This is a genomic window from Crenobacter sp. CS_VA4, assembly GCF_055597485.1.
The window spans coordinates 167,011-186,761 of sequence record NZ_JBVMAE010000006.1 but is presented as its reverse complement, the minus strand read 5'-3'; the positions used below and the strand labels follow the sequence as shown (position 1 = coordinate 186,761).

20 protein-coding genes are annotated in these 19,751 nt (G+C 67.2%); 8 read left to right on the top strand and 12 right to left on the bottom strand.

Translation table 11 applies throughout. From position 1 onward, the window contains the following. Positions 1–131: 131 nt before the first annotated feature. The 4 genes from ACZ2IA_RS08065 to ACZ2IA_RS08050 all read right to left on the bottom strand — a co-directional run bounded on the left by ACZ2IA_RS08065 (position 132) and on the right by ACZ2IA_RS08050 (position 4,427). Positions 132–1,478, bottom strand: coding sequence for a chitinase (locus tag ACZ2IA_RS08065; protein ID WP_470292056.1), 1,347 nt, complete (start codon positions 1,476–1,478; stop codon positions 132–134). A 401-nt stretch (positions 1,479–1,879) separates the two neighbouring features. Then, positions 1,880–2,656 (bottom strand): ferredoxin--NADP reductase, encoded by a 777-nt coding sequence (locus ACZ2IA_RS08060; protein WP_470292055.1) that lies wholly within the window; start codon positions 2,654–2,656, stop codon positions 1,880–1,882. 200 nt (positions 2,657–2,856) lie between these two features. Next, positions 2,857–3,432 carry a GNAT family N-acetyltransferase gene (locus tag ACZ2IA_RS08055; protein ID WP_470292054.1) on the bottom strand — a complete coding sequence of 192 codons (576 nt, stop codon included), beginning with the start codon at positions 3,430–3,432 and terminating at the stop codon, positions 2,857–2,859. Between the two features lie 50 nt (positions 3,433–3,482). After that, entirely contained in the window at positions 3,483–4,427 is a 945-nt protein-coding gene (locus tag ACZ2IA_RS08050) for a LysR substrate-binding domain-containing protein (protein WP_470292053.1), read from the bottom strand. A 117-nt stretch (positions 4,428–4,544) separates the two neighbouring features. Here ACZ2IA_RS08050 and ACZ2IA_RS08045 point away from each other — a divergent pair, with 117 nt between their 5' ends. Further along, positions 4,545–5,153, top strand: a complete 609-nt coding sequence (locus ACZ2IA_RS08045) for an FMN-dependent NADH-azoreductase (RefSeq protein WP_470292052.1) — start codon at positions 4,545–4,547, stop codon at positions 5,151–5,153. Between the two features lie 68 nt (positions 5,154–5,221). Continuing rightward, positions 5,222–5,530, top strand: coding sequence for a DUF3861 domain-containing protein (locus ACZ2IA_RS08040; protein WP_470292051.1), 309 nt, complete (start codon positions 5,222–5,224; stop codon positions 5,528–5,530). On the opposite strand, the gene ACZ2IA_RS08035 is transcribed toward ACZ2IA_RS08040, so the two are convergent. Next, positions 5,527–6,138 (bottom strand): hypothetical protein, encoded by a 612-nt coding sequence (locus tag ACZ2IA_RS08035; protein WP_470292050.1) that lies wholly within the window; start codon positions 6,136–6,138, stop codon positions 5,527–5,529. The genes ACZ2IA_RS08040 and ACZ2IA_RS08035 overlap by 4 nt on opposite strands. A gap of 101 nt (positions 6,139–6,239) precedes the next feature. Between ACZ2IA_RS08035 and ACZ2IA_RS08030 the strand changes: the two genes are divergently transcribed. Beyond that, entirely contained in the window at positions 6,240–6,608 is a 369-nt protein-coding gene (locus tag ACZ2IA_RS08030; protein ID WP_470292049.1) for a DnaJ family domain-containing protein, read from the top strand. 19 nt (positions 6,609–6,627) lie between these two features. Here the strand turns inward: ACZ2IA_RS08030 and hemF are convergent, their stop codons facing one another. After that, positions 6,628–7,539 (bottom strand): oxygen-dependent coproporphyrinogen oxidase, encoded by a 912-nt coding sequence (gene hemF / locus ACZ2IA_RS08025; protein WP_470292048.1) that lies wholly within the window; start codon positions 7,537–7,539, stop codon positions 6,628–6,630. Between the two features lie 202 nt (positions 7,540–7,741). On the opposite strand from hemF, the gene ACZ2IA_RS08020 reads away from it, so the two are divergent. After that, positions 7,742–8,365, top strand: a complete 624-nt coding sequence (locus ACZ2IA_RS08020) for a glutathione S-transferase family protein (protein WP_470292047.1) — start codon at positions 7,742–7,744, stop codon at positions 8,363–8,365. Between the two features lie 91 nt (positions 8,366–8,456). On the opposite strand, the gene ACZ2IA_RS08015 is transcribed toward ACZ2IA_RS08020, so the two are convergent. The 4 genes from ACZ2IA_RS08015 to ACZ2IA_RS08000 form a co-directional block, all read right to left on the bottom strand. Next, on the bottom strand, positions 8,457–9,914 hold the full coding sequence (locus tag ACZ2IA_RS08015; RefSeq protein ID WP_470292046.1) for an MFS transporter: 1,458 nt from the start codon (positions 9,912–9,914) through the stop codon (positions 8,457–8,459). A 289-nt stretch (positions 9,915–10,203) separates the two neighbouring features. Next, on the bottom strand, positions 10,204–10,986 hold the full coding sequence (locus tag ACZ2IA_RS08010; RefSeq protein WP_470292045.1) for an alpha/beta hydrolase: 783 nt from the start codon (positions 10,984–10,986) through the stop codon (positions 10,204–10,206). Positions 10,987–11,160: 174 nt separating this feature from the next. Beyond that, positions 11,161–12,513 (bottom strand): ATP-binding protein, encoded by a 1,353-nt coding sequence (locus ACZ2IA_RS08005; protein ID WP_470292044.1) that lies wholly within the window; start codon positions 12,511–12,513, stop codon positions 11,161–11,163. Positions 12,514–12,518: 5 nt separating this feature from the next. After that, positions 12,519–13,220 carry a response regulator gene (locus ACZ2IA_RS08000; protein ID WP_470292043.1) on the bottom strand — a complete coding sequence of 234 codons (702 nt, stop codon included), beginning with the start codon at positions 13,218–13,220 and terminating at the stop codon, positions 12,519–12,521. Between the two features lie 203 nt (positions 13,221–13,423). Here ACZ2IA_RS08000 and ACZ2IA_RS07995 point away from each other — a divergent pair, with 203 nt between their 5' ends. The 3 genes from ACZ2IA_RS07995 (at position 13,424) to cls (ending at position 17,229) form a co-directional block, all read left to right on the top strand. Then, positions 13,424–15,490, top strand: a complete 2,067-nt coding sequence (locus ACZ2IA_RS07995) for a carbon starvation CstA family protein (RefSeq protein ID WP_470292042.1) — start codon at positions 13,424–13,426, stop codon at positions 15,488–15,490. Beyond that, a complete protein-coding gene (locus tag ACZ2IA_RS07990; RefSeq protein WP_470292041.1) occupies positions 15,483–15,668 on the top strand; it encodes a YbdD/YjiX family protein in 186 nt (61 codons plus the stop codon). The genes ACZ2IA_RS07995 and ACZ2IA_RS07990 overlap by 8 nt, the downstream gene beginning before the upstream one ends. Positions 15,669–15,792: 124 nt before the next feature. Continuing rightward, complete coding sequence (gene cls / locus ACZ2IA_RS07985; protein WP_470292040.1) at positions 15,793–17,229, top strand: cardiolipin synthase; 1,437 nt, start codon at positions 15,793–15,795, stop codon at positions 17,227–17,229. Between the two features lie 15 nt (positions 17,230–17,244). Here the strand turns inward: cls and ACZ2IA_RS07980 are convergent, their stop codons facing one another. Then, positions 17,245–17,559 (bottom strand): hypothetical protein, encoded by a 315-nt coding sequence (locus ACZ2IA_RS07980; protein WP_470292039.1) that lies wholly within the window; start codon positions 17,557–17,559, stop codon positions 17,245–17,247. 97 nt (positions 17,560–17,656) lie between these two features. Beyond that, on the bottom strand, positions 17,657–18,691 hold the full coding sequence (locus ACZ2IA_RS07975; protein ID WP_470292038.1) for a YeiH family protein: 1,035 nt from the start codon (positions 18,689–18,691) through the stop codon (positions 17,657–17,659). 165 nt (positions 18,692–18,856) lie between these two features. Here ACZ2IA_RS07975 and ACZ2IA_RS07970 point away from each other — a divergent pair, with 165 nt between their 5' ends. Continuing rightward, positions 18,857–19,750, top strand: a complete 894-nt coding sequence (locus tag ACZ2IA_RS07970; protein ID WP_470292037.1) for a LysR family transcriptional regulator — start codon at positions 18,857–18,859, stop codon at positions 19,748–19,750. Position 19,751 lies beyond the last annotated feature (1 nt).

The window sequence follows — 19,751 nt, the reverse complement described above, 5'->3', positions numbered from 1 at the left end:
CGGGGAGGGTCGCCCGATGCGGTCGGCCTCATGCTAGCCCCGGTGCGGCGCCGGGTAAATGCGCCTGGCCGGCCCGAATGCAAACAGCCCGGCCGAGGCCGGGCTGTTTGCTCAGCGCCGGAGCGCCAGGATCAGGACTTCACCCACACCCCGCCGCTGCTTGGCACATCGCCCTGCGTCCACCACTTGGCGCAGTACTTGGCGCCCTGGTAGCTGACGCAGGCGCCGCCGCCGTAGGCGACGCTCGCCGACCAGGTGGAGAGGCCGCCCGTCAGCTGCTTCCACACCGACGCCTGGCCCGGCACGTCGCCCTGCGTCCACCACTGCGCCTGGTAGCTCGCGCCGTTATAGCTGACGGTGTTGCCGGCAACATAGACCTGGCTGGCCGACCACGGCGCGTTCGGTGTCGGCGTGCCGCCGCCCGAACCGCTGCCGCCGCCGTAGCTGCCGTCCTTGCTCACGCCGCTACCCCAGTGGGCGTTGAGGCCGGCGAACGCGGCCGAGAACGCGCCGGCGCTCTGTACGACGCCGGAGCAGGTCGGCGAGGCGGTGTTGGAGGTGCCGCCGGGGCAGGCCTGGTCGCGGCCGGCCGACCAGATGCCGATCAGGCCGAGGTTGTTGCTGGCGGCGAAGCCGGCGAGCCGGCTGGCATTGGCGAGGGTGAACACCTCCTTCTGGGTATCGTTGACGCCGATCATCGGCGTCACCCCGACCAGTTGCCACAGCTGCGCGTTGGTCTTGATCTGGCCGGCCGCCTTGTAGGCGCTGTCGAGCTGGGTGTACAGCGAGCTGGCCGCCTGCACCGCCGCCGCGCCCATGTCGGCGGTGTCCTGGCCGTAGTCCATCGCCATCACGTTGACCGCGTCGAACACCACCTTGTTGCGGATCGCCGAGTTGACCACGTTCAGCCCGTCCTGGGTCAGGCCGTACGGCATCACCGGCAGCGTCAGCGTCACGTGCAGCGTCTTGCCCTTGGCGGCGGCGTTCTTCTGCAACTGCGCGATCGCCTGCGAGCGGCGTTCGATCGAGGTCGGGTCGGCCGCGGCGGCGCCTTCGATATCGAAGTCGACGTGGCTCAGGCTGTAGGTGTCGATCACGGTCTGGTAGGCGCTAGTGAGAGCGCCGACGCTGCCGCAGGCCTGCGCGAGCGGGGTGCCGTTGGCGCCGCCGAACGACACCGCCACCTCGCCGCCCTTGGCACGGTAGCGGCTGATGCCGCCGGAAATCGCGGTGAGCAGGTCGGAGCTGATCCCCGGCCCGATGTTCTGCACCCCGCCCCACGACGGCGTGCAGCTGCTGCTGCCGGCGACCACGAAGGCCAGGTTGAACTGTTGCAGGCCCTGGCGTACGCCGATCTGGTCGATCACCGGGGTCGGCCAGGCGGTCATGTCGACGTAGGGCGCGTAGGCGGTGGCGGCCGCGGCGGTGCCGGTCACGACACACAGGCCGAGCAGGCTGGCGGAGAGAATGGCTTTCACTAGGGCTCCTGGGTGTTGTTGGTGCTTGTGCCTGGCCGGCGTGTTGGCGAGTGCCGAGCAGCGAAATCATCAAACGGGCAGATTTAATGCCATTTGATTGTCAATTTTTCTTTTATTTTGAAGATATATGCAAGAAAAATTCATATTAACTATTCATTGAGACGATGAAACACAGGATGATTTACTGAAAGGTTCGGTTTGGCCGCGGCTTTGCGCGCGGGTTGTTATTTAAAGCGAGTGAGAATTATTGCTGTTTTATCGGGTAGGCCCGCCCGGAACAGTGTGGTTTTCGCGGATCATCCATGGCGGCGGCCGCTCCCGGCCACCGTGTCCATCGATCAAGCGGCCAATAGAAAAAGCCCCGCAATGCGGGGCTTTTCGCCGAACCTTGGCCGAAGCGTTTACTTCTCGACGAAGGCGCGTTCGATCACGTAGTCGCCCGGCTCGCCGATGCGCGGCGACACTTCCAGGCCGAAGTGGTCGAGCATCGCGGCGGTGTCTTTCAGCATTGCCGGGCTGCCGCACAGCATCGCGCGGTCGTCGAGCGGGTTGATCGGCGGCAGGCCGATATCCTTGAACAGCTTGCCGCTCTTCATCAGGTCGGTGAGGCGGCCGTTGTTCTTGTACTTCTCGCGGGTCACGGTCGGGTAGTAGATCAGCTTCTCACGCACCATCTCGCCGAAGAACTCGTTGTTCGGCAGCAGGTTCTCGATCAGGTCCTGGTAGGCCAGCTCGTTGATGTTGCGCACGCCGTGCACCAGGATGACCTTCTCGAAACGCTCGTAGGTTTCCGGGTCCTGGATCACGCTGATGAACGGGGCGAGGCCGGTGCCGGTCGACAGCAGGTAGAGGTGCTTGCCCTCGTTCAGGTCGGACACCACCAGCGTGCCGGTCGGTTTGCGGCTGACCAGGATGTTGTCGCCGACTTGCAGGTGCTGCAGGCGCGAGGTCAGCGGGCCGTCCTGCACCTTGATGCTGAAGAATTCCAGATGTTCTTCGTAGTTCGGGCTGGCGATGCTATAGGCGCGCATCAGCGGGCGGCCGTTCACTTCCAGACCGATCATCACGAACTGGCCGTTCTCAAAACGCAGGGATTCGTCCCGGGTGGTCTTGAAACTGAACAGGGTGTCATTCCAGTGGTGGACGCTCAACACGCGCTCGGTCGCCATCGTTGCCATTCGCTAATCGCCTGAATAAAAATCGAAAACCGTATTCTACTGGCCTTGAGGGCCGGCTGTCGCGGGCTTTGATGTGATAGTTTGTCCCATCTTAATTCCCGCAGACTATAAGAGGGCCGCGCGTTAGAGCAGTTTCCCTTGTCCGACAATACGTTGCGAACGCGTCTCTTTAACGTTGGCCGAACGGAGTAGGGCGGCACTCAATCGGCGTCGAGACGGCGCAGCATGCGGTGTTTGCCGGCCTCGCCGGGCTGGCAGTCGACGAAGCCGGCGGCGGCGAACAGCGGCGTGGTGCCGGTCCAGGCGAAGGCGTTGGCGAGCCTGCCGTCGGCGGAGTGCTGCACCGGGTAGCCCTCCAAGAACGTGGCACCGTGGTCGCGGGCGAGCTCGATCGCGGCGGCCAGCAGCGCGTGCGCGACGCCCTGGCCGCGCATCCCTGGCTTGACGAAGAAGCACTGCACGCACCAGGCGTCGGCGTCGTCCGGGCCGGCGAGCTTGCGACTGGCGCTCAGCCGGGCGAAGTCGCGCTTTCGGCCGACCCTGACCCAGCCGACCGGCGTGTCGCCGGCGAATGCCAGGCAGCCGAGCAGCCGGCCGTCGGCGAGCTCGGCCGCCAGCGCCCGGCGGTTCGGTTCGCCGCATTGCGCCTTGTAGGCGTTGCCGCGCAGATGCCAGAACTGGCACCAGCAGCCGCCGCAGGCGCCGTTGGCGCCGAACAGCGCCTCCAACAGCGGCCAGTCGTCGCGGCTGATCGGCCGGGTGGTGTAGTGTGGCATCTGCATGCTCCTCAAGGTTGGCCGAACGGCCTGTTGTCCGGTGCGGGAAGTCAGGCGCGCTCGGCCGGGCCGCCGAGCCGCTGATAGCTCGGGTGGTCGGGCGGCACCAGTTCGGCGGTGAGGAAGTCGATGAAGCTGCGTACCGCCGGCACCAGGCCGCGCCGGCTCGGAAACGCCGCGTGCAGGATGCCGCCGGGCACTTCGAACGCCGGCAAGAGCGGCACCAGCCGGCCGTCGTTCAGCGCCTCGTGGCACACCAGCGTCGGCAGCATCGCCACGCCGATCCCGCCGATCGCCGCATCGGCCAGCAGCACCATGTCGTCGCTGATCAGCCGCGGCGTGTCGATGATCACCGTGTGCTCGTGACCATCGCCGTCCATCAGGGTCCATTGGCCACGGCCGTCCGGGCGCTGCATCACCAGCGCCGGGAAGCGGGCGAGCTCGGCCGGGCTCGTCGGCGTGCCATATTCGGCGAGCAGCGCAGGGCTCGCGACCACCGTCACCGTGCTGATGCCGATCCGGCGCGCCACCAGGCTGGCGCTGTCCTCGATCTGGTTGCGCACCCTGAGTGCCACGTCGATGCCTTCCTCGATCAGGTCGACGCGGCGGTTGGTGATGTCGAGCCAGACACGCACCTGCGGGTGGCTCTGCATGAAGCGGGTAAGCACCGGGGCGAGCAGGGTCTTGGCGAGCAACTCCGGGCAGCTGACCCGGATCAGCCCGCGCGGCTCGGCCTGCACCCGGGCGATCGCCTCGTCGGCGGCGTCGGCTTCGGCCAACATCGCCTGACAGTGTGCGTAGTAGCTGCTGCCGACCTCGGTCAGCGCCAGCCGCCGGGTGGTGCGCTGCAACAACCGCACGCCGAGCTTGTCCTCCAGCTCGGCGACGCGTCGCGACAGCCGCGACTTGGGGATGCCGAGCTCGCGGCTGGCGGCGTTGAAGCCGCCGTGCTCGACCACCTTGGCGAAGTAGAACAGGTCGTTGAGATCGCGCATGGGTGTTCTATCAGTGGAACAATGTTTCCGATTTTGACCGTCTAGTGGCGATTGGTGCAATTCCCTACCATGCACTCATCGCTGCTCTGCCAGCTCAACGACCAAGAAGGACACACCATGAAACTGCTGCACATCGACTCCAGCGTACTCGGCGACAACTCGGTATCGCGCCTCTTGTCGGCCGAGCTGGTCAAGGCCGTCAAGGCCCGTCACCAGGACGTCCGCGTCACCCAGCGCGACGTGGCCGCTAACCAAATCGCCCACCTGTCGGGCGAAATCCTCGGCGCCGGCTTCATGCCCGAATCGGACTGGAACGCCACCCAGCGTGCCGAGCGCGCGCTGACCGACGAGCTGATCAACGAATTCCTCGCCGCCGACGTGGTGGTGATCGGCGCGCCGATGTACAACTTCTCGATCCCGTCGCAGCTGAAGGCGTGGATCGATCGCATCGCCGTCGCCGGCCGTACCTTCAAGTACACCGAAACCGGCCCGGTCGGCCTCGCCGGTGGCAAGAAGGTGCTGATCGCCTCCAGCCGCGGCGGCTCGTACAGCAGCGAACAGGGCCGCCTGATGGACTTCCAGGAAGACTACCTGAAGACCGTGATGGGCTTTGTCGGCATCACCGACGTGGAATTCATCCGCGCCGAGACCGTCAATATGGGCGACGAGAACCGCAAGCGCGCCATCGCTGACGCCAAGGACGCGATCGCCGGGCTGGCACTGTAAGTTGCCGTAGCAAAAAACGGGGGCCTTGTGCCCCCGTTTTTATTTGGACCAGTTCAGGAAGGAAAACGATGAAGGGTCACCGTTACCGCATCACCGTCGAGCCGCTCGACGGCGCAATGGACACCGCCGTGCCGTTCAGTTTCGAGGCGGTCAGCCACGACGAGCTGTTCGGCATCGTCGAGCGGGTGCGCGCCAGCGGCCGCTGGGACGCCGACACCGCCGCTCAGCTGGCGGTGGGGCTGAAGCTGTTTGGCGAGGTACTGCTGCAGGAACGCAAGAGCGAGCTGTTCACGCCGCTGACCGGCGGGTCGTTCAAGGAATTCATGCAGGGGTTCAAGGCGGCGATGCAGGCCGGGCCGGACGGCGCCAGTCGTTAATGCGGCCCGCGGCCGCGCCAGGTTTCCGGGTTGAAGTCGGACAGTTCGATGCGGCCGAAGTCGCGCGGCCACTCGTAGTGGTGCGAGGTGGCCTGTCCCGGTTCGCCGGCGAGGAAGCTGGTCTCGTCGACCGACGCCAGCAGCCAGCTGCCGGCGTACCAGACGAAGCTGTAGTCGGTGCTCCAGCGCCAGGCGCTGCCGCCGTACTGGTGCAGGCTGAAGCGGCTGTGCCCGAGTGAGACGCTGACGAACGGGTCGCCGATCAGGCCGCCGCAGCTCGAGCAGTACACCATGTGGTCATTGCGCGCGGTGAGCTTCAGCGAGCCGTTCTTCTGCTTCTCGAGGATCAACAGCGGCCGCTGGCCGGAGCGGAAGTCGCCGGGCATCACGTCCTCGTCGCGTTCCAGCACCAACAGGTAGTCGAGTCGGCCGTTGCCGTTCAGATCGTTGTGCAAGAGCTCGATCACCCCGTAGCCGTCCGGCACGAACGGCCGCACCTCTGCCGGGATGCGGTTTTCCGGTAGCGGACGGTGGATCTGGCCGGCGGCGAACGCCAGCGGCGTCAGCAGACACAGGAGCAGGGCAAGGCAGTAGCGCAACAGGGACATGGCTAGTGGCGAGAAGACAACGCCGGCCAGTATAAGCCGCCGTACCGTCGTGTGCAGCAGCGCATTACACTTTGAGTAGAGCAACCCACCGGGAGCCGATCATGGACCTGTTCGATCGTCTGGCCGAGGAACGCATCCGCGAGGCGCAGGCGCGCGGCGAGTTCGAGCACCTGCCCGGTGCCGGCGCGCCGCTGCAGCTCGACGACTGGTCGCGGGTGCCGGCCGAGCAGCGGATGGCGTATCAGATACTCAAGCGCGCCGGCTGCCTGCCGCCGGAGGTGGAGGCGCGCCGCGAGGCGCAGGCCTTGGCCGAACAACTCGGCGGGCTCGATCCGGAACAACGCGAGCGCGGCCTGAAGCGGCTGGCGCTGCTCAATATCCAGCTGACCGACGCCGGCCTGCCGCCGGTGACGCTCGCCGACGCCTACGGCGCGCGGGTGCTCGCCAAGCTCGGCCGCGAGCCGCACTGACCCCCTGAGGTGACGGGACCTATACCCAGTCGCGCACCGGCAGGAAACGCTCGGTCAGCGCCGCCTCGGGCGAGCCCGGCTCTGGCTGGTAGCCGTATTCCCAGCGCACCAAGGGCGGCATCGACATCAGGATCGACTCGGTACGGCCGCCGGTCTGCAGGCCGAACAGCGTGCCGCGGTCCCAGACCAGGTTGAATTCGACGTAGCGGCCGCGCCGGTACAGCTGGAACTGCCGCTCGCGCTCGCCCCAGGGCAGCGCCTTGCGGCGTTCGACGATCGGCAGGTAGGCGTCGACGAAGCCGTTGCCGACCGCCTGCATGAAGGCGAAGCTGGTGTCGAAGTCCGGGCTGTTCAGGTCGTCGAAGAACAGTCCGCCGACGCCGCGCGCCTCGCCGCGGTGCTTCAGATGGAAGTACTCGTCACACCAGGCCTTGTACTTCGGGTAGGTGTCGGCGCCGAACGGCGCGCACAGGTCGCGCGCGGTGCGATGCCAGTGCACCACGTCGTCCTCGAAGCCGTAGTACGGGGTCAGGTCGAAGCCGCCGCCGAACCACCACACCGGCGCCTCGCCGTCCTTCTCGGCGATGAAGAAGCGCACATTGGCGTGGCTGGTCGGGATGTAGGGGTTTTCCGGGTGGATCACCAGCGACACGCCCATCGCCTCGAAGCGCCGGCCGGCCAGCTCCGGACGGTGCGCGGTGGCCGACGCCGGCAGCGCGTCGCCGGTCACATGCGAGAAATTGACGCCGGCCTGCTCGAACACCTGGCCGGCGGTCAGCACCCGGGTCAGCCCGCCGCCGGCGCCGCTGTCGCGGCTCCAGGCGTCCTCGACGAAGCGCGCCCGGCCGTCGGCGCCTTCCAGCGCGGTGCAGAGGCGGTTTTGCAGGTCGAGCAGGAAGGTTTTGACCAGGCGGGGATCGGGCAGGCTCATGATGTCTCGGCGTGAATAGATCGGGCGATGGCCGGCATTCTACCGCGTCCGCGGCGCTTGAGGCGGTGCGCGCCAGCCCGAACAGATGCACTAGCATAGAAGTAGGAAGATTCAACCCGTAGCCGTCAACAAAGAACCACGCCGTGGCCTTGACCACTAGGCCAGCGCCATTGTTGGCGGCTTTACTCAAACCGGAGATGGCATGATTACGTTGTATACCTGGGGTACCCCGAACGGGCGCAAGATTTCGGTCATGCTGGAGGAGCTCGATCTGGCGTACCAGGTGCGGACCGTCAACATCAGCCAGCACGAGCAGTACACGCCGGCGTTCCTGGCGATCAGCCCGAACAACAAGATTCCGGCGCTGATCGATAGCGAGGGCCCGGACGGTGTGCCGATCAGCGTGTTCGAGTCGGGCGCGATCCTGGTGTACCTGGCCGAGAAGACCGGCAAGCTGCTGCCGAAGGACGGCGCGGCGCGCTACCGGGTGATGCAGTGGCTGATGTTCCAGATGGGCAATTTCGGGCCGTTCCTCGGCCAGGCGCACCACTTCAACCGCTTCGCGCCGGAACCGGTGCCGTACGCGCAGCAGCGCTACAACAAGGAGGCGCAGCGCATGTACCGCGTGCTCGACCAGGCGCTGGCGCAGCATCCCTTCGTCGCCGGCGACGAGCTGTCGATCGCCGACATCGCGCTCTACCCATGGGCGGCGCGCCACGAGTGGCAGAACGTCTGCCTCGCCGAGTTTCCGCACGTGCAGCGCTGGTTCGACACGCTGTCGACGCGGCCGGCGTTCCAGCGCGGCATGGCGGTGCCGACGCCGTAAACGCCCGCGCTACGGCCGACGTCGATCGCTCAACAGCCCCGCGGCGTCACGGTCGCGGGGCTGTTGCATTGTCAGGGTTGGCCGAACTGGGTCAGCCGTGCTGCTGCAGCGCGGCTTGCGGCGTCTTGCCGACCGCCTTGCGGGTCAGCGCGTTACCGTCGCCGTGTTTCAGCCGCACGAACAGCAGCGTCGACACCGAGGTGATCACGCCGAGCGTAACGAAGGTGATCTGGAAGGCGCGCGACAGCTCGGTGCCGGCCAGCCAGCTGCTGCCCTTGTAGCCGTTGAGCAAGGCGGCGCTGACCGCGATGCCGAAGCTGATCGCCAACTGCTGCGCCACCGCCAGCATGCCGTTGCCGGAGCTGACCTCGCTCGGTTTCAGGTCGGCCAGCACCAGGGTGTTCATGCTGGTCATCTGCACCGAGTTGATCGCGCCGTACAGCGCCAACAGCGGCACCAGCAGCATGAGCGGGGTGTCGGGCCCGGCCAGCGCGAACAGCGCGGTGGCGGCGGCCAGCGCCAGGGTGTTGTAGATCAGGATTCGTCGGTAGCCGAGGCGTTCGATCAGCGGTGTCACCCGCGACTTGGCGGCGATCGCCGCCAGCGCCACCGGCGCCAGCATCCAGCCGGCCACCGCGGCGGAGTGGTGGAAGGCGACCTGCAGCATCAAGGGCAAGAGCAGCGGGATGCCGCCGGTGCCGAGCCGGCTCGCCAGGTTGCCGGCGATGCCGATCCAGAAGGTGCGCAGCCGGAACAGCCCCAGGCCGATCAGCGGGCTGCTGGTCAGCGGGGCGTGGCGCACGTAGCCGCCGAGCATCGCCAGGCCGCAGCCGGCCAATAGCAGCGCCGACCACAGCGAGCCGGCCGCCTCACCGGCCAGCTCCAGCCCCAGCGACACCAGCACCAGGCCGCCGCCGAACAGCGCGAAACCGGCGATGTCGAGCCGGCCGACCCGGGCTTTGAAGTCCGGCATCACCCGGCGCGCGTAGCAGATCCCGGCCACGCCGATCGGCAGGTTGATCAGGAACACCCAGTGCCAGCTCGCCACCTCGACCAGCCAGCCGCCGAGCAGCGGGCCGAGCACCGGGCCGACCAGGCCCGGCATGGTGACGAAGTTCATTACGGTGAGCAGTTCGGAGCGCGGGAAGGCGCGGATCAGTGCCCGGCGCGCGACCGGCATCATCATCGCGCCGCCGATGCCCTGCAGCACCCGAGCGGCGACCAGCACGCCGAGTGTCGGCGACAGCGCACAGGCGAGCGAGCCCAGGGTGAACAGCGCGACGGCGACGGTGAATACGCGGCGAGTGCCGTAGCGGTCGGCCAGCCAGCCGCTGACCGGGATCAGCAGCGCCACGGTCAGCGCGTAGCTGATCACCGCCGACTGCATTTCCAGCGGCGAGCGTTGCAGGCTGGCCGCCATCGACGGCAGCGCGGTATTCAGGATGGTCGCGTCGAGGGTCTGCATGAACAGCGCCATCGCGGCGATCCACGGCAATCCCTTGAGCGAGGCGGAAGCGGCGGCCTCAAGACTAGGGGTTTCGTTATCCACGGTATTGTTAGCTTGTCTAAGTTAATTGCCATTTTAGGCCTGCCGCTTGGCAAAGGCGAGCCGTCGGCGCCGGTTTGCGGAAAAAGGCAATCAATTCAGCGGGTTTCGGCCAACGTTGGCCGAATGTGGCAGGAAGCGGTGCGCGGCCGTGGGCGCCGCCGGAGAGGGGGCACAGAATCCACGGAAAAACCCAGACAAAACAATAGCCATACGGCCGGGATCGGCTGTCAGGTTTTCGTTCTGTGTTTTTCTGTGGATTCCGTGGCTAAAAAAGCAGGAGGACGCCGTGTCAGCGACGCTCCGCCTCGGTGGCGACGAACGCGTGCACGCGCTGGTTGAGCAGCGCGCGCTCGTTGTCGACGGTGAGCATGTGATAGCTGTCGGCCAGCGCCAGTGTCTCAAGCGTGCCGCCGAGCCGGTCGCTCAGATAGCGCGCCGAGCGTGGGCTGGTGACCTCGTCTTCGCGGGCGTAGACCAGCAGCGTCGGGCAGGCGACCTTGTCGAGGCCGCGCCGCACCCAGCCGCGCAGCCGGTCGACCTCGCGGATCGTCGCCAGCGGCACGAACGGGTAATGGAAGCGGTCGCCGCGCGAGAAGCGCGAACGCACGATGCGGCGCAGCCGGCTGTTCTTGATGCCGTAGGGCTCGCCTTCGGGGACGTGCATCCGTTCGGCCAAGCGGCCGAGCCGGTAGACCAGGTGGCGCATCCAGGTGAGCTTCGGCAGCCCCCAGCCGTCGAGGAACAGCGTCGGCGCCATCAGGATCAGGCGGTCTGGGTGGTGTTCGCGCTTGGCCACTTCCAGCGCCAACAGCGCGCCCAGGCACAGCCCGCCCAGGTGCACCACCGCGTGGCGCTTGCGCAGTTCGCGGTATTGCTCGGTGACGCAGGCCAGCCAGTCGTGCGCGCCGACCCGCAGCAGGTCGAGCGGCTCACCGGCGTGGCCGGGCAGCGTCGGCAGGTAGACGGTGTGGCCGAGCGACTCGAGCGTGCGCGGCACCTCGCCCAGGTCGAAGGCGGTGCCGCCAAGACCGTGGATCAGCAAGGTGGCGGGGGTATCGCGCAGGACAGACATCGGGCACTCGGGGTTAGTAAATGGGGCCAGTATATAGGGAGCGCTTATGCCGGACAGGGGGCAATTTTGTTACACCATGTAACCGTTCGCTATTTAGTAACTCGATAAATTATCACGCTATATCTAAATGGAGTTAACGGTTTAAAATAGTCCATTTGGCATTAATAGCAACCCCTAGCGGCGCGGCAGCAGCAGGATGAAACGGGCGCCACCGAGCGGCGAGGCGTCGACGATCACCTTGCCGCCGTGGTGGATGGCGATCAGCCGCACGAACGACAGCCCCAGGCCGTAGCCGCCGGTGGTGCGATCGCGGCTGCGGTCGAGCCGGGCGAACGGCTCGAAGATGCGCTCGCGCTCCTCGGGCGGGATGCCCGGGCCGTCGTCGTCAACCACGATGCGGTAGAGCCGGCCGGCCGGCTGCAGGCTGATCTTCACCTGGCGCTTGGCGTATTTGCAGGCGTTGATCAGCAGGTTGCGGGTGGCGATGTACATCAGCTTGCGGTCGAACTCGACCTGGTACGGTGCGGCGTCGAGGCCGATCGTCAGCCCCGGCGGGACGATCGGCTCGACCAGCTGGACCAGGTCGACCAGCCATTCGGCCAACTCGACCGGCTCCTTCTCCAGCTGCACCTCGCCGCGGTCGAGCCGGGCGTAGGCGAGGCTGGCGTTGACCAGCTCTTCCAGCTCGTCGATGTCGCGGTTCAGGCCCTGCCGGTAGCTGGCGTGTTCGGTCGGCGAGTCGGCCTCGTCGAGCATGGTCAGGCCGAAGCGCAGCCGGGCGATCGGGGTGCGGATCTCGTGCGCGACCGCGTGCGATAAGGCCTGGCGGGTCTCCACCTGCACCTCGATCCGTTCGGCCATGCCGTTCAGTGCGCGCTCCAGCGGCGCGAACAGCAGGCTGCGTGCCGCCGGCGCGCGCGCCGCCAGGTTGCCGTCGGCGAGCTGCTTGGCGGTGTCGCGCACCGCCACCAGGTCGCGCCACAAGGGCAGTAGCCACAGGAACAGCAACAGGCCGAAGCCGAGCCCGGTCAGCACCCAGCTGATCATCTGTGCCTGCAGTTCGGCCGGGATCAGGTCGGCGCGCTTGTTGCCGAACGCCTCGGTCAGCGGGCCGAGCTTCAACACCTGGTCGCTCATGCCGATCCGGTTGTACAGCACCAGCTCGTTCAGATCGATCACCGTGGTGTGCTCGCGCAGCTCCTTGTAGACCGACTTCTGCGCGGCGAAGCGTTCGAGCGGTTCGGTGGCGATCGGGTAGACGAAGCTGCGGCGCAGCCGCCGCGTGACCTGCGGCCAGTCGGACTCGGGCGCCTGCAGGTAGTCCTTCTCGATCAGCCGCACCGTGCCGGCCATGAAGCTCTTGGCGTTGTCTTCCTCGATGTGGCTGTAGAGCCGGTCGACCACGATGCCGACCCCCGAGATCATGATCACCAGCGCCGCCAACGCCAGCACGTAGTAGCGCACGAACACCCAGGTCAGCGACGGCAACTGCGGCAGGCTGTTTTTCAGCGGTCTCTTCAACGACATGCGCCTTATTCCCAGTCGCTCTTGCTGAACAGATAGCCCTTGCCGCGCACCGTCTTGATCCGGGTCGGGCTGTCCGGGTTGTCGTCGAGCTTCTTGCGCAGCCGCGAGATGCGCGCGTCGATCGAACGGTCCAGGCCGTCGAAGCCGATGCCGCGCAGCGCGTTCATGATGTCGTCGCGCGACAGCACCAGGCCCGCCTGGCTGGCCAACAGCCAGAGCAGGTCGAACTCGGCGGTGGTCAGCTCGATCGGCGTGTGGTCGAGCGTCGCCTCGCGGGTGGCCTGGCTGATGGTGAAGCGGCCGAAGGAGAGGCTGCTGCCGTCGCCGGCGCCGCCCTCGTGCTCGCCGGCGCGGCGCAGCAGCGCGCGCACCCGGGCGAGCAGGCGGCGCGGCTCGACCGGCTTGGCCAGGTAGTCGTCGGCGCCGAGCTCGAGGCCGAGGATCTCGTCGATCTCGTCGTCGCGCGCGGTCATCATCAGGATCCGCCCCGGATAGTGCGGGCGCAGGCTCTTGCACACCTCGAAGCCGTCCTTGCCGGGCAGCATCACGTCGAGGATCACCAGCTCGGGCCTGGCCTCGAGGATCGCCGCTTCGGCGGTGTCGCCGCGCGGGTGCACGCTGACGCTGTAACCGTGCTTGCCGAGGTAGGCCGACACCAGCTCGGCCAGGCGCTCGTCGTCTTCGACCAGAAATATCTGTTGGTTCATGGTGAATTTCCCTGCTAGCCAGCGTGTAATGGTAACGCGCGCCCGGTAAACCGTCGCTTCGGGCTATAAATATGTCGCATGGGTTCTTGTTTCTGACACATCTGCGGAGCAACAATTCGTTCATAAAAAATTCGGCGGCCGCTGCGAACCTGCCGCCCGGATGGCTGACTGTCCCTTATAAAGATGACGTAAAGAGGATCTACATGAGTCAAGTGAAGAACTGGCTGATCTGGCTGGTGGTCGCCCTGGCCGGCGCCGCCGCCTTCGGCGTGCTCGCGCTCCAGCGCGGCGAGACGGTCAACGCGGTGTGGCTGGTGGTGGCCGCGGTGTCGGTGTACCTGATCGCCTACCGCTTCTACAGCCGCTTCGTCGCCGACACGGTGATGGAGCTCCACGGCAAGCGGCTGACGCCGGCCGAGCGCCACAACGACGGCCTCGACTACGTGCCGACCAATAGGAGCGTGCTGTTCGGCCACCACTTCGCCGCGATCGCCGGCGCCGGCCCCTTGGTCGGCCCGGTGCTGGCCGCGCAGATGGGCTATCTGCCGGGCACCTTGTGGATCCTCGCCGGGGTGGTGTTCGCCGGCGCGGTGCAGGACATGATGGTGCTGTTCATGTCGACCCGCCGCGACGGCAAGTCGCTCGGCGACATGGTGCGCGCCGAGCTCGGCCCGATCGCGGGTCTGGTCACCTCGATCGGCGTGCTGATGATCATGGTGATCATCCTGGCGGTGCTGGCGCTGGTGGTGGTGAAGGCCTTGGCCGGCAGCCCGTGGGGCACGTTTACGATCGCGATGACGATCCCGATCGCGCTGTTTATGGGCGTCTACACCCGCTTCATCCGCCCGGGCAAGATCGGCGAGGTGTCGGTGTTCGGCTTCATCCTGTTGATGCTGGCGATCGTCTACGGCGGCAAGGTCGCCGCCAACCCGGAGCTCGCGCCGCTCTTCACCTTCCAGGGCACCTCGCTCGCCTGGGCGCTGATCGTCTACGGCTTTATCGCGTCGGTGCTGCCGGTGTGGCTGCTGCTCGCGCCGCGCGACTACCTGTCGACCTTCCTGAAGATCGGCACCATCGTCGGCCTGGCGATCGGCATCGTGGTGGTGCTACCGAACATGGCGATGCCGTCGGTGACCCGCTTCATCGACGGCTCCGGCCCGGTGTTCGCCGGCAGCCTGTTCCCGTTCCTGTTCATCACCATCGCCTGCGGCGCGGTGTCGGGCTTCCATTCGCTGGTGGCGTCGGGCACCACGCCGAAGATGATCGAGAACGAGCTGCACATCCGCCCGATCGGTTACGGCGCGATGCTGATGGAGTCGTTCGTCGCGATCATGGCGCTGATCGCCGCCAGCGTGATCGACCCGGGCGTGTACTTCGCGATGAACAGCCCGGCCGCGATCGTCGGCCACACCGTGCAGGAAGCGAGCGCGGTGATCTCCGGCTGGGGCTTCGTGGTGACGCCGGAAACGCTCAATCAGGTGGCGCGTGACGTCGGCGAGACCACCATCCTGTCGCGCGCCGGCGGCGCGCCGACGCTGGCGGTCGGCATGGCGCACATCCTGCACCAGGTGATCGGCGGCAAGGCGATGATGGCGTTCTGGTACCACTTCGCGATCCTGTTCGAGGCGCTGTTCATCCTGACCGCGGTCGACGCCGGCACCCGCGCGCTGCGCTTCATGTTCCAGGACCTGCTCGGCACCTTCGTCAAGCCGCTCGCCAATACCGAGTCGCTGATCGCCAACCTGCTGGCCACCGGCCTGGCCGTCGCGAGCTGGGGCTACTTCCTCTACCAGGGCGTGGTCGACCCGCTCGGCGGCATCAACACGCTGTGGCCGCTGTTCGGCATCGCCAACCAGATGCTCGCCGGCATCGCGCTGATGCTCGCCACCGTGGTGCTGGTGAAGATGCAGAAGGTGCGCTACGTCTGGGTGACGCTGGTGCCGGCGCTGGGCATCCTGGTGGTGACGCTGACCGCCGGCTGGCAGAAGCTGTTCTCAGCCAGTCCGAAGATCAGCTTCCTTGCGCACGCACACAAGTTCTCGGCGGCGCTCGCCAACGGCGAGCTGCTGGCCCCGGCCAAGTCCCTGGTCGAGATGCAGCGCATCGTCTTCAACGACTACGTCGACGCGGTGCTGATCACGCTGTTCATGGCGGTGGTGATCGCGATGGCGCTGTTCGCGCTGCGCGTCGCGCGCCAAGCGCTGGCGGTGCGCTGGCCGACCGTCAAGGAAGTGCCGGCGGTGTACCGCGAGGAGGGTGGCCGTGCTTAAGCTGATCCGTCAGGCGGTCGCGACCGCCCGGCTGATGGTCGGGGTGAAGGACTACGACGCCTACGTGGCGCGGCGCCGCCGCTTCAACCCGGACGCGCCGGTGATGACGCGCGAGGAGTTCTTCCGCGCCTGCCAGGAAGCGCGCTTCGGCAAGGGCAACGGCCGCTGCCCGTGCTAGGCGCTTCGGCCAACCTTTGAAGCGATGCAAACCGCCCGGCTAGCCCGGGCGGTTTTGTTTTGGACGCGCGGCTGTGCATACAATCGAAGCACGCGGTTCGTCCGCTCACCGTCAATGGAGTGCCATGCATCTCGGCCTGCTCGACTACAGCCTGATCCTGCTGTTGCTGCACCTGACCGGTGTGGTGGCGGCGATCCACGCCACGCTGACCGTGCGTACCTCGCAGGGCGCGGTCGCCTGGGTGGTCGTGCTGGTGACGATGCCGTATTTCACGCTGCTGCCGTATCTGTTCCTCGGCCGGCGCCGCTTCGCCGACTACGTGACGGCGCGCCGCTACGTGATCGAACAGATGTATCGCCAGGTCGGCCGAAACGGCTGGCCGTCGCTCGAGGCGGTGACCGCCGAGCTGGCGGTGGAGGCGCCGCAGCCGTGCATCCGCACGCTGTCGCGGCTGGGGCGTTCGCCGACCACCGGCCACAACCGGGTGCGGCTGCTGATCAACGGCGAGGCGACGTTTGCCGCGATCCTCGCCGCGATCGGCAGTGCCCGCCACAGCGTGATCGTGCAGTTCTTCATCGTCCACGACGACACGCTCGGCCAGGCGCTGCAGCAGGCGCTGCTCGAACGCGCCGCCACCGGGCTGCATGTGTATTTCCTCTACGACAGCATCGGTTGCCACGCGCTGCCCAGGCCGTATCTCGAGCGGCTGCAGCAGGGCGGGGTCGAGGTGCAGCCGTTCGCGGTGACGCGCCGCTTCGTCAACCGCTTCCAGGTCAATTTCCGCAACCACCGCAAGCTGGTGGTGATCGACGGCGAGACCGCCTTCGTCGGCGGCCACAACGTCGGCAACGAGTACCTGGGCCTGACGCCGCCGCTCTCGCCGTGGCGCGACACGCATATCGAGCTGGCCGGCCCGGTGGCGGCGATCCTGCAGCTGAGCTTCGCCGAGGACTGGTACTCCGCCACCGGCAAGCTGCCGCTGCTGAGCCGGCCGCGCCGCGCCGACGGCGGAGCTATGCTCTGCCAGGTGGTGCCGAGCGGCCCGGCCGACCGGCTGGAGACCGGCTCGCTGCTATTCGTCGAGGCGATCAACGCCGCGCAGCACCGGCTGTGGATCACCAGCCCGTACTTCGTGCCGGACGAGGCGGTGTCGGCGGCGCTGCGGCTGGCGCTGTTGCGCGGCGTCGAGGTGCGCATCCTGATCCCGAGCCGGCAGGACCACCGCATGGTGTTCCTCGCCTCGCGGCTGTACGCGTACGAGGCGGCGCGCGCCGGGGTGCGGATGTACACCTACCGGCCCGGCTTCCTGCACCAGAAGGTGGTGCTGATCGACGACGAGATCGCCATCGTCGGCAGCGCCAACCTCGACAACCGCTCGTTCCGGCTCAACTTCGAGCTGATGGTCGCCACCGTCGACCGCGGCTTCGCCGCCGAGGTGGCGGCGATGCTGGAACAGGATTTTGCGCTCGCCGACCCGGTCGACGCGTCGCGCTACGCGCGGCTGCCGCTGTGGCGGCGGGTGGCGATGAGCCTGGCGCGCTTGTTCGCGCCGATCCTGTAGCACCAGAACGGACATTCAGCTTTCGGCGCCCTCGATATGCCAGTCGGCGCTGCCGGGCAAGTTCGGGTAGTTGAAGATCGCCTCGCCGTGGTCGCCCTGCTCGACCTCGTCGGCCGTGAGGCCGGTGATCTCGCCGATGCGCATGCCGGCGGCGTCGGACAGCGACAGACCGGCCTCGTCGCCAGTGTAGTCGCCGCTCGGCGGGAAATGGGTACTGCCGTCTTCCAGCCGGCGCCAGTGGCCGGTCAGGCCATTGCCGGTGAGTTGCAGCACGGTGCCCAGGTGGCTGTCGAGGCCAAGGAAATTGTCGAAACGGATAGTTAGCAACATGGTGCGCTCCTCCGGCCGGCATGCCTGCGCCGGCCCATTCTCCAGCGTAGAAGCGTGACGCGACTTGAGCAAAGTCGCAGGGCTATCGATCGTCCGTTCAGCGCAGCAACGCGCTCACGCCCAGGTTGATCGCCGCCCCGCCGACCACCAGGTAGACGAACAGGATCGCCGCCAGCGCCAACGGTTTGATGCCGGCCTGGCGGATCGCCGACACGTGCGTGGTCAGGCCGAGCGCGCCCATCGCCATCGCCAGCAGCAGGTTGTCGGCCTTCACCAGCGTGCCAACCAAGGGCTTCGGCAGCAGGTTCAGCGAATTGATCCCTGCCACCGCCAGGAAACCGAGCGCGAACCACGGGATGGTGATGCGGCGCGCCTGGCCCTGTACTGCGTCGTCCTTCTTCGCCAGCCATGCCGACAGCATCACCAGGAACGGCGCCAGCATCATCACCCGGATCATCTTGGTGATCACCGCGCTGGTGGCGGCTTCTTCGCCGACCGCGCGACCGGCGGCGACCACCTGCGCCACCTCGTGCACCGTCGAGCCGGTGAAGATGCCGAAGGCGAAGGCGTTGGCGCCGATCAGGCCGAGCTGGCGCGCCGCGTCGAACAACAGCGGGTAGACGAACATCGCCAGCGTGCCGAACACCACCACCGTCGCGACCGCCACCGCCACTCGCTCGGCGTGTGCCTTCAGCACCGGCTCGGTGGCGAGGATCGCCGCCGCGCCGCAGATCGAACTGCCGGCGCCGATCAGGATCACGCTCTGCTCGTCCAGGCCGAATACCTTGCGGCCGAGCCAGTAGGCGAGCCCGAAGGTGCTGCACAGCACCAGCGCGTCGATCACGATGCCGGCGACGCCGACCGCGGCGATGTCCTGGAAGGTCAGCTTGAAGCCGAACAGGATGATGCCGAGGCGCAGCAGCGTCTGCTTGGAGAACGCCACGCCGTGGTGGCTGGGGACGGCGATGCGCGGGTAGACGGTGTTGCCGATCAGCATGCCGCCGACGATGGCGAGCGTCAGCGCCGACAGGCCGAGGCGCTGCATCAGCGGCTGGTCGGCGGCGTACAGCGCGGCGGTGGCCAGCGCCAGCACCAGCGCCAATCCCGGCAATCGTTCGTGTATCGTATTCATAAACATATTCTGAAAAAATCTATTGAGGCGATGGCCGAACGATACGCGCTCCTTGTTGAGTAGAAAAACGGATAAAATCCATAGATATAATTAGCAAAACTGATTTATTGCGCCGATCGAGGGCCGGCTGCGGCGTGCGGCTTTCGGTCGGCAGGAGGAGAGGGCATGACGATCAGGCTGACCTTGCGCGAACTGGCGGTGTTCACCGCGGTCGCCGACGCCGGCACGGTGACGCGAGCCGCCGAGACGCTGGCGCTGACCCAGTCGGCGGCGAGCCAGGCGCTGGCGGCGCTGGAAAGCGGTCTCGGCGTGACGCTGTTCGACCGGGTCGGCCGAAGGCTGCAGCTGAACGAACACGGCCGCTTGCTGTTGTCGCGCGCGCGCGCGCTGCTCGACGCGGCGCACGGCATCGAGCAGCTGTTCGACGGCGCGGCGGCGTCGCTCAGGCTCGGCGCCAGTACCACCGTCGCCAACTATCTGTTGCCGGCGCGGCTGGCGCGGTTTCGCGCCGCGCACCCGGACGCCCGGGTCGAGCTGGAGGTGGCGAACACCCGCGACATCGTCGACGCGGTGGCCAGCTTCGCCGTCGACGTCGGCTTCATCGAGGGGCCGTGCCGCCATCCCGAGCTGTTGGTGACGCCATGGCGGGACGACACGCTGACGGTGTTCGTCGGTGCCGGCCATCCGCTGGCCGGCCGGCCGGTGAGCCTGGCCGAACTGGCGACGGCGCCGTGGATCCTGCGCGAGGCGGGTTCGGGCACCCGTGAGGAGGTGGAACGGCTGCTGCTGCCGCACCTGGGTGCCTTGCCGGTGGCGCTGGAGATCGGCCATTCCGAGGCGATCAAGCACCTGGTCGCGGCCGGGATGGGGGTGAGCTGTCTGTCGCGGGTGGTGGTGGCCGACCTGCTGGCCGCGGGCACGCTCACCGAGGTCGACGCGCCGTTGCCGCCGCTGCTGCGCTCGTTGTACCGAGTGATGCACCGCGAGAAGGCGGTGACGCGCGGCCTGGCGGCCTTCCTCGACGAGGGCGAGGCGGGCCGGGCGAGCCCGCCGCCCTAAG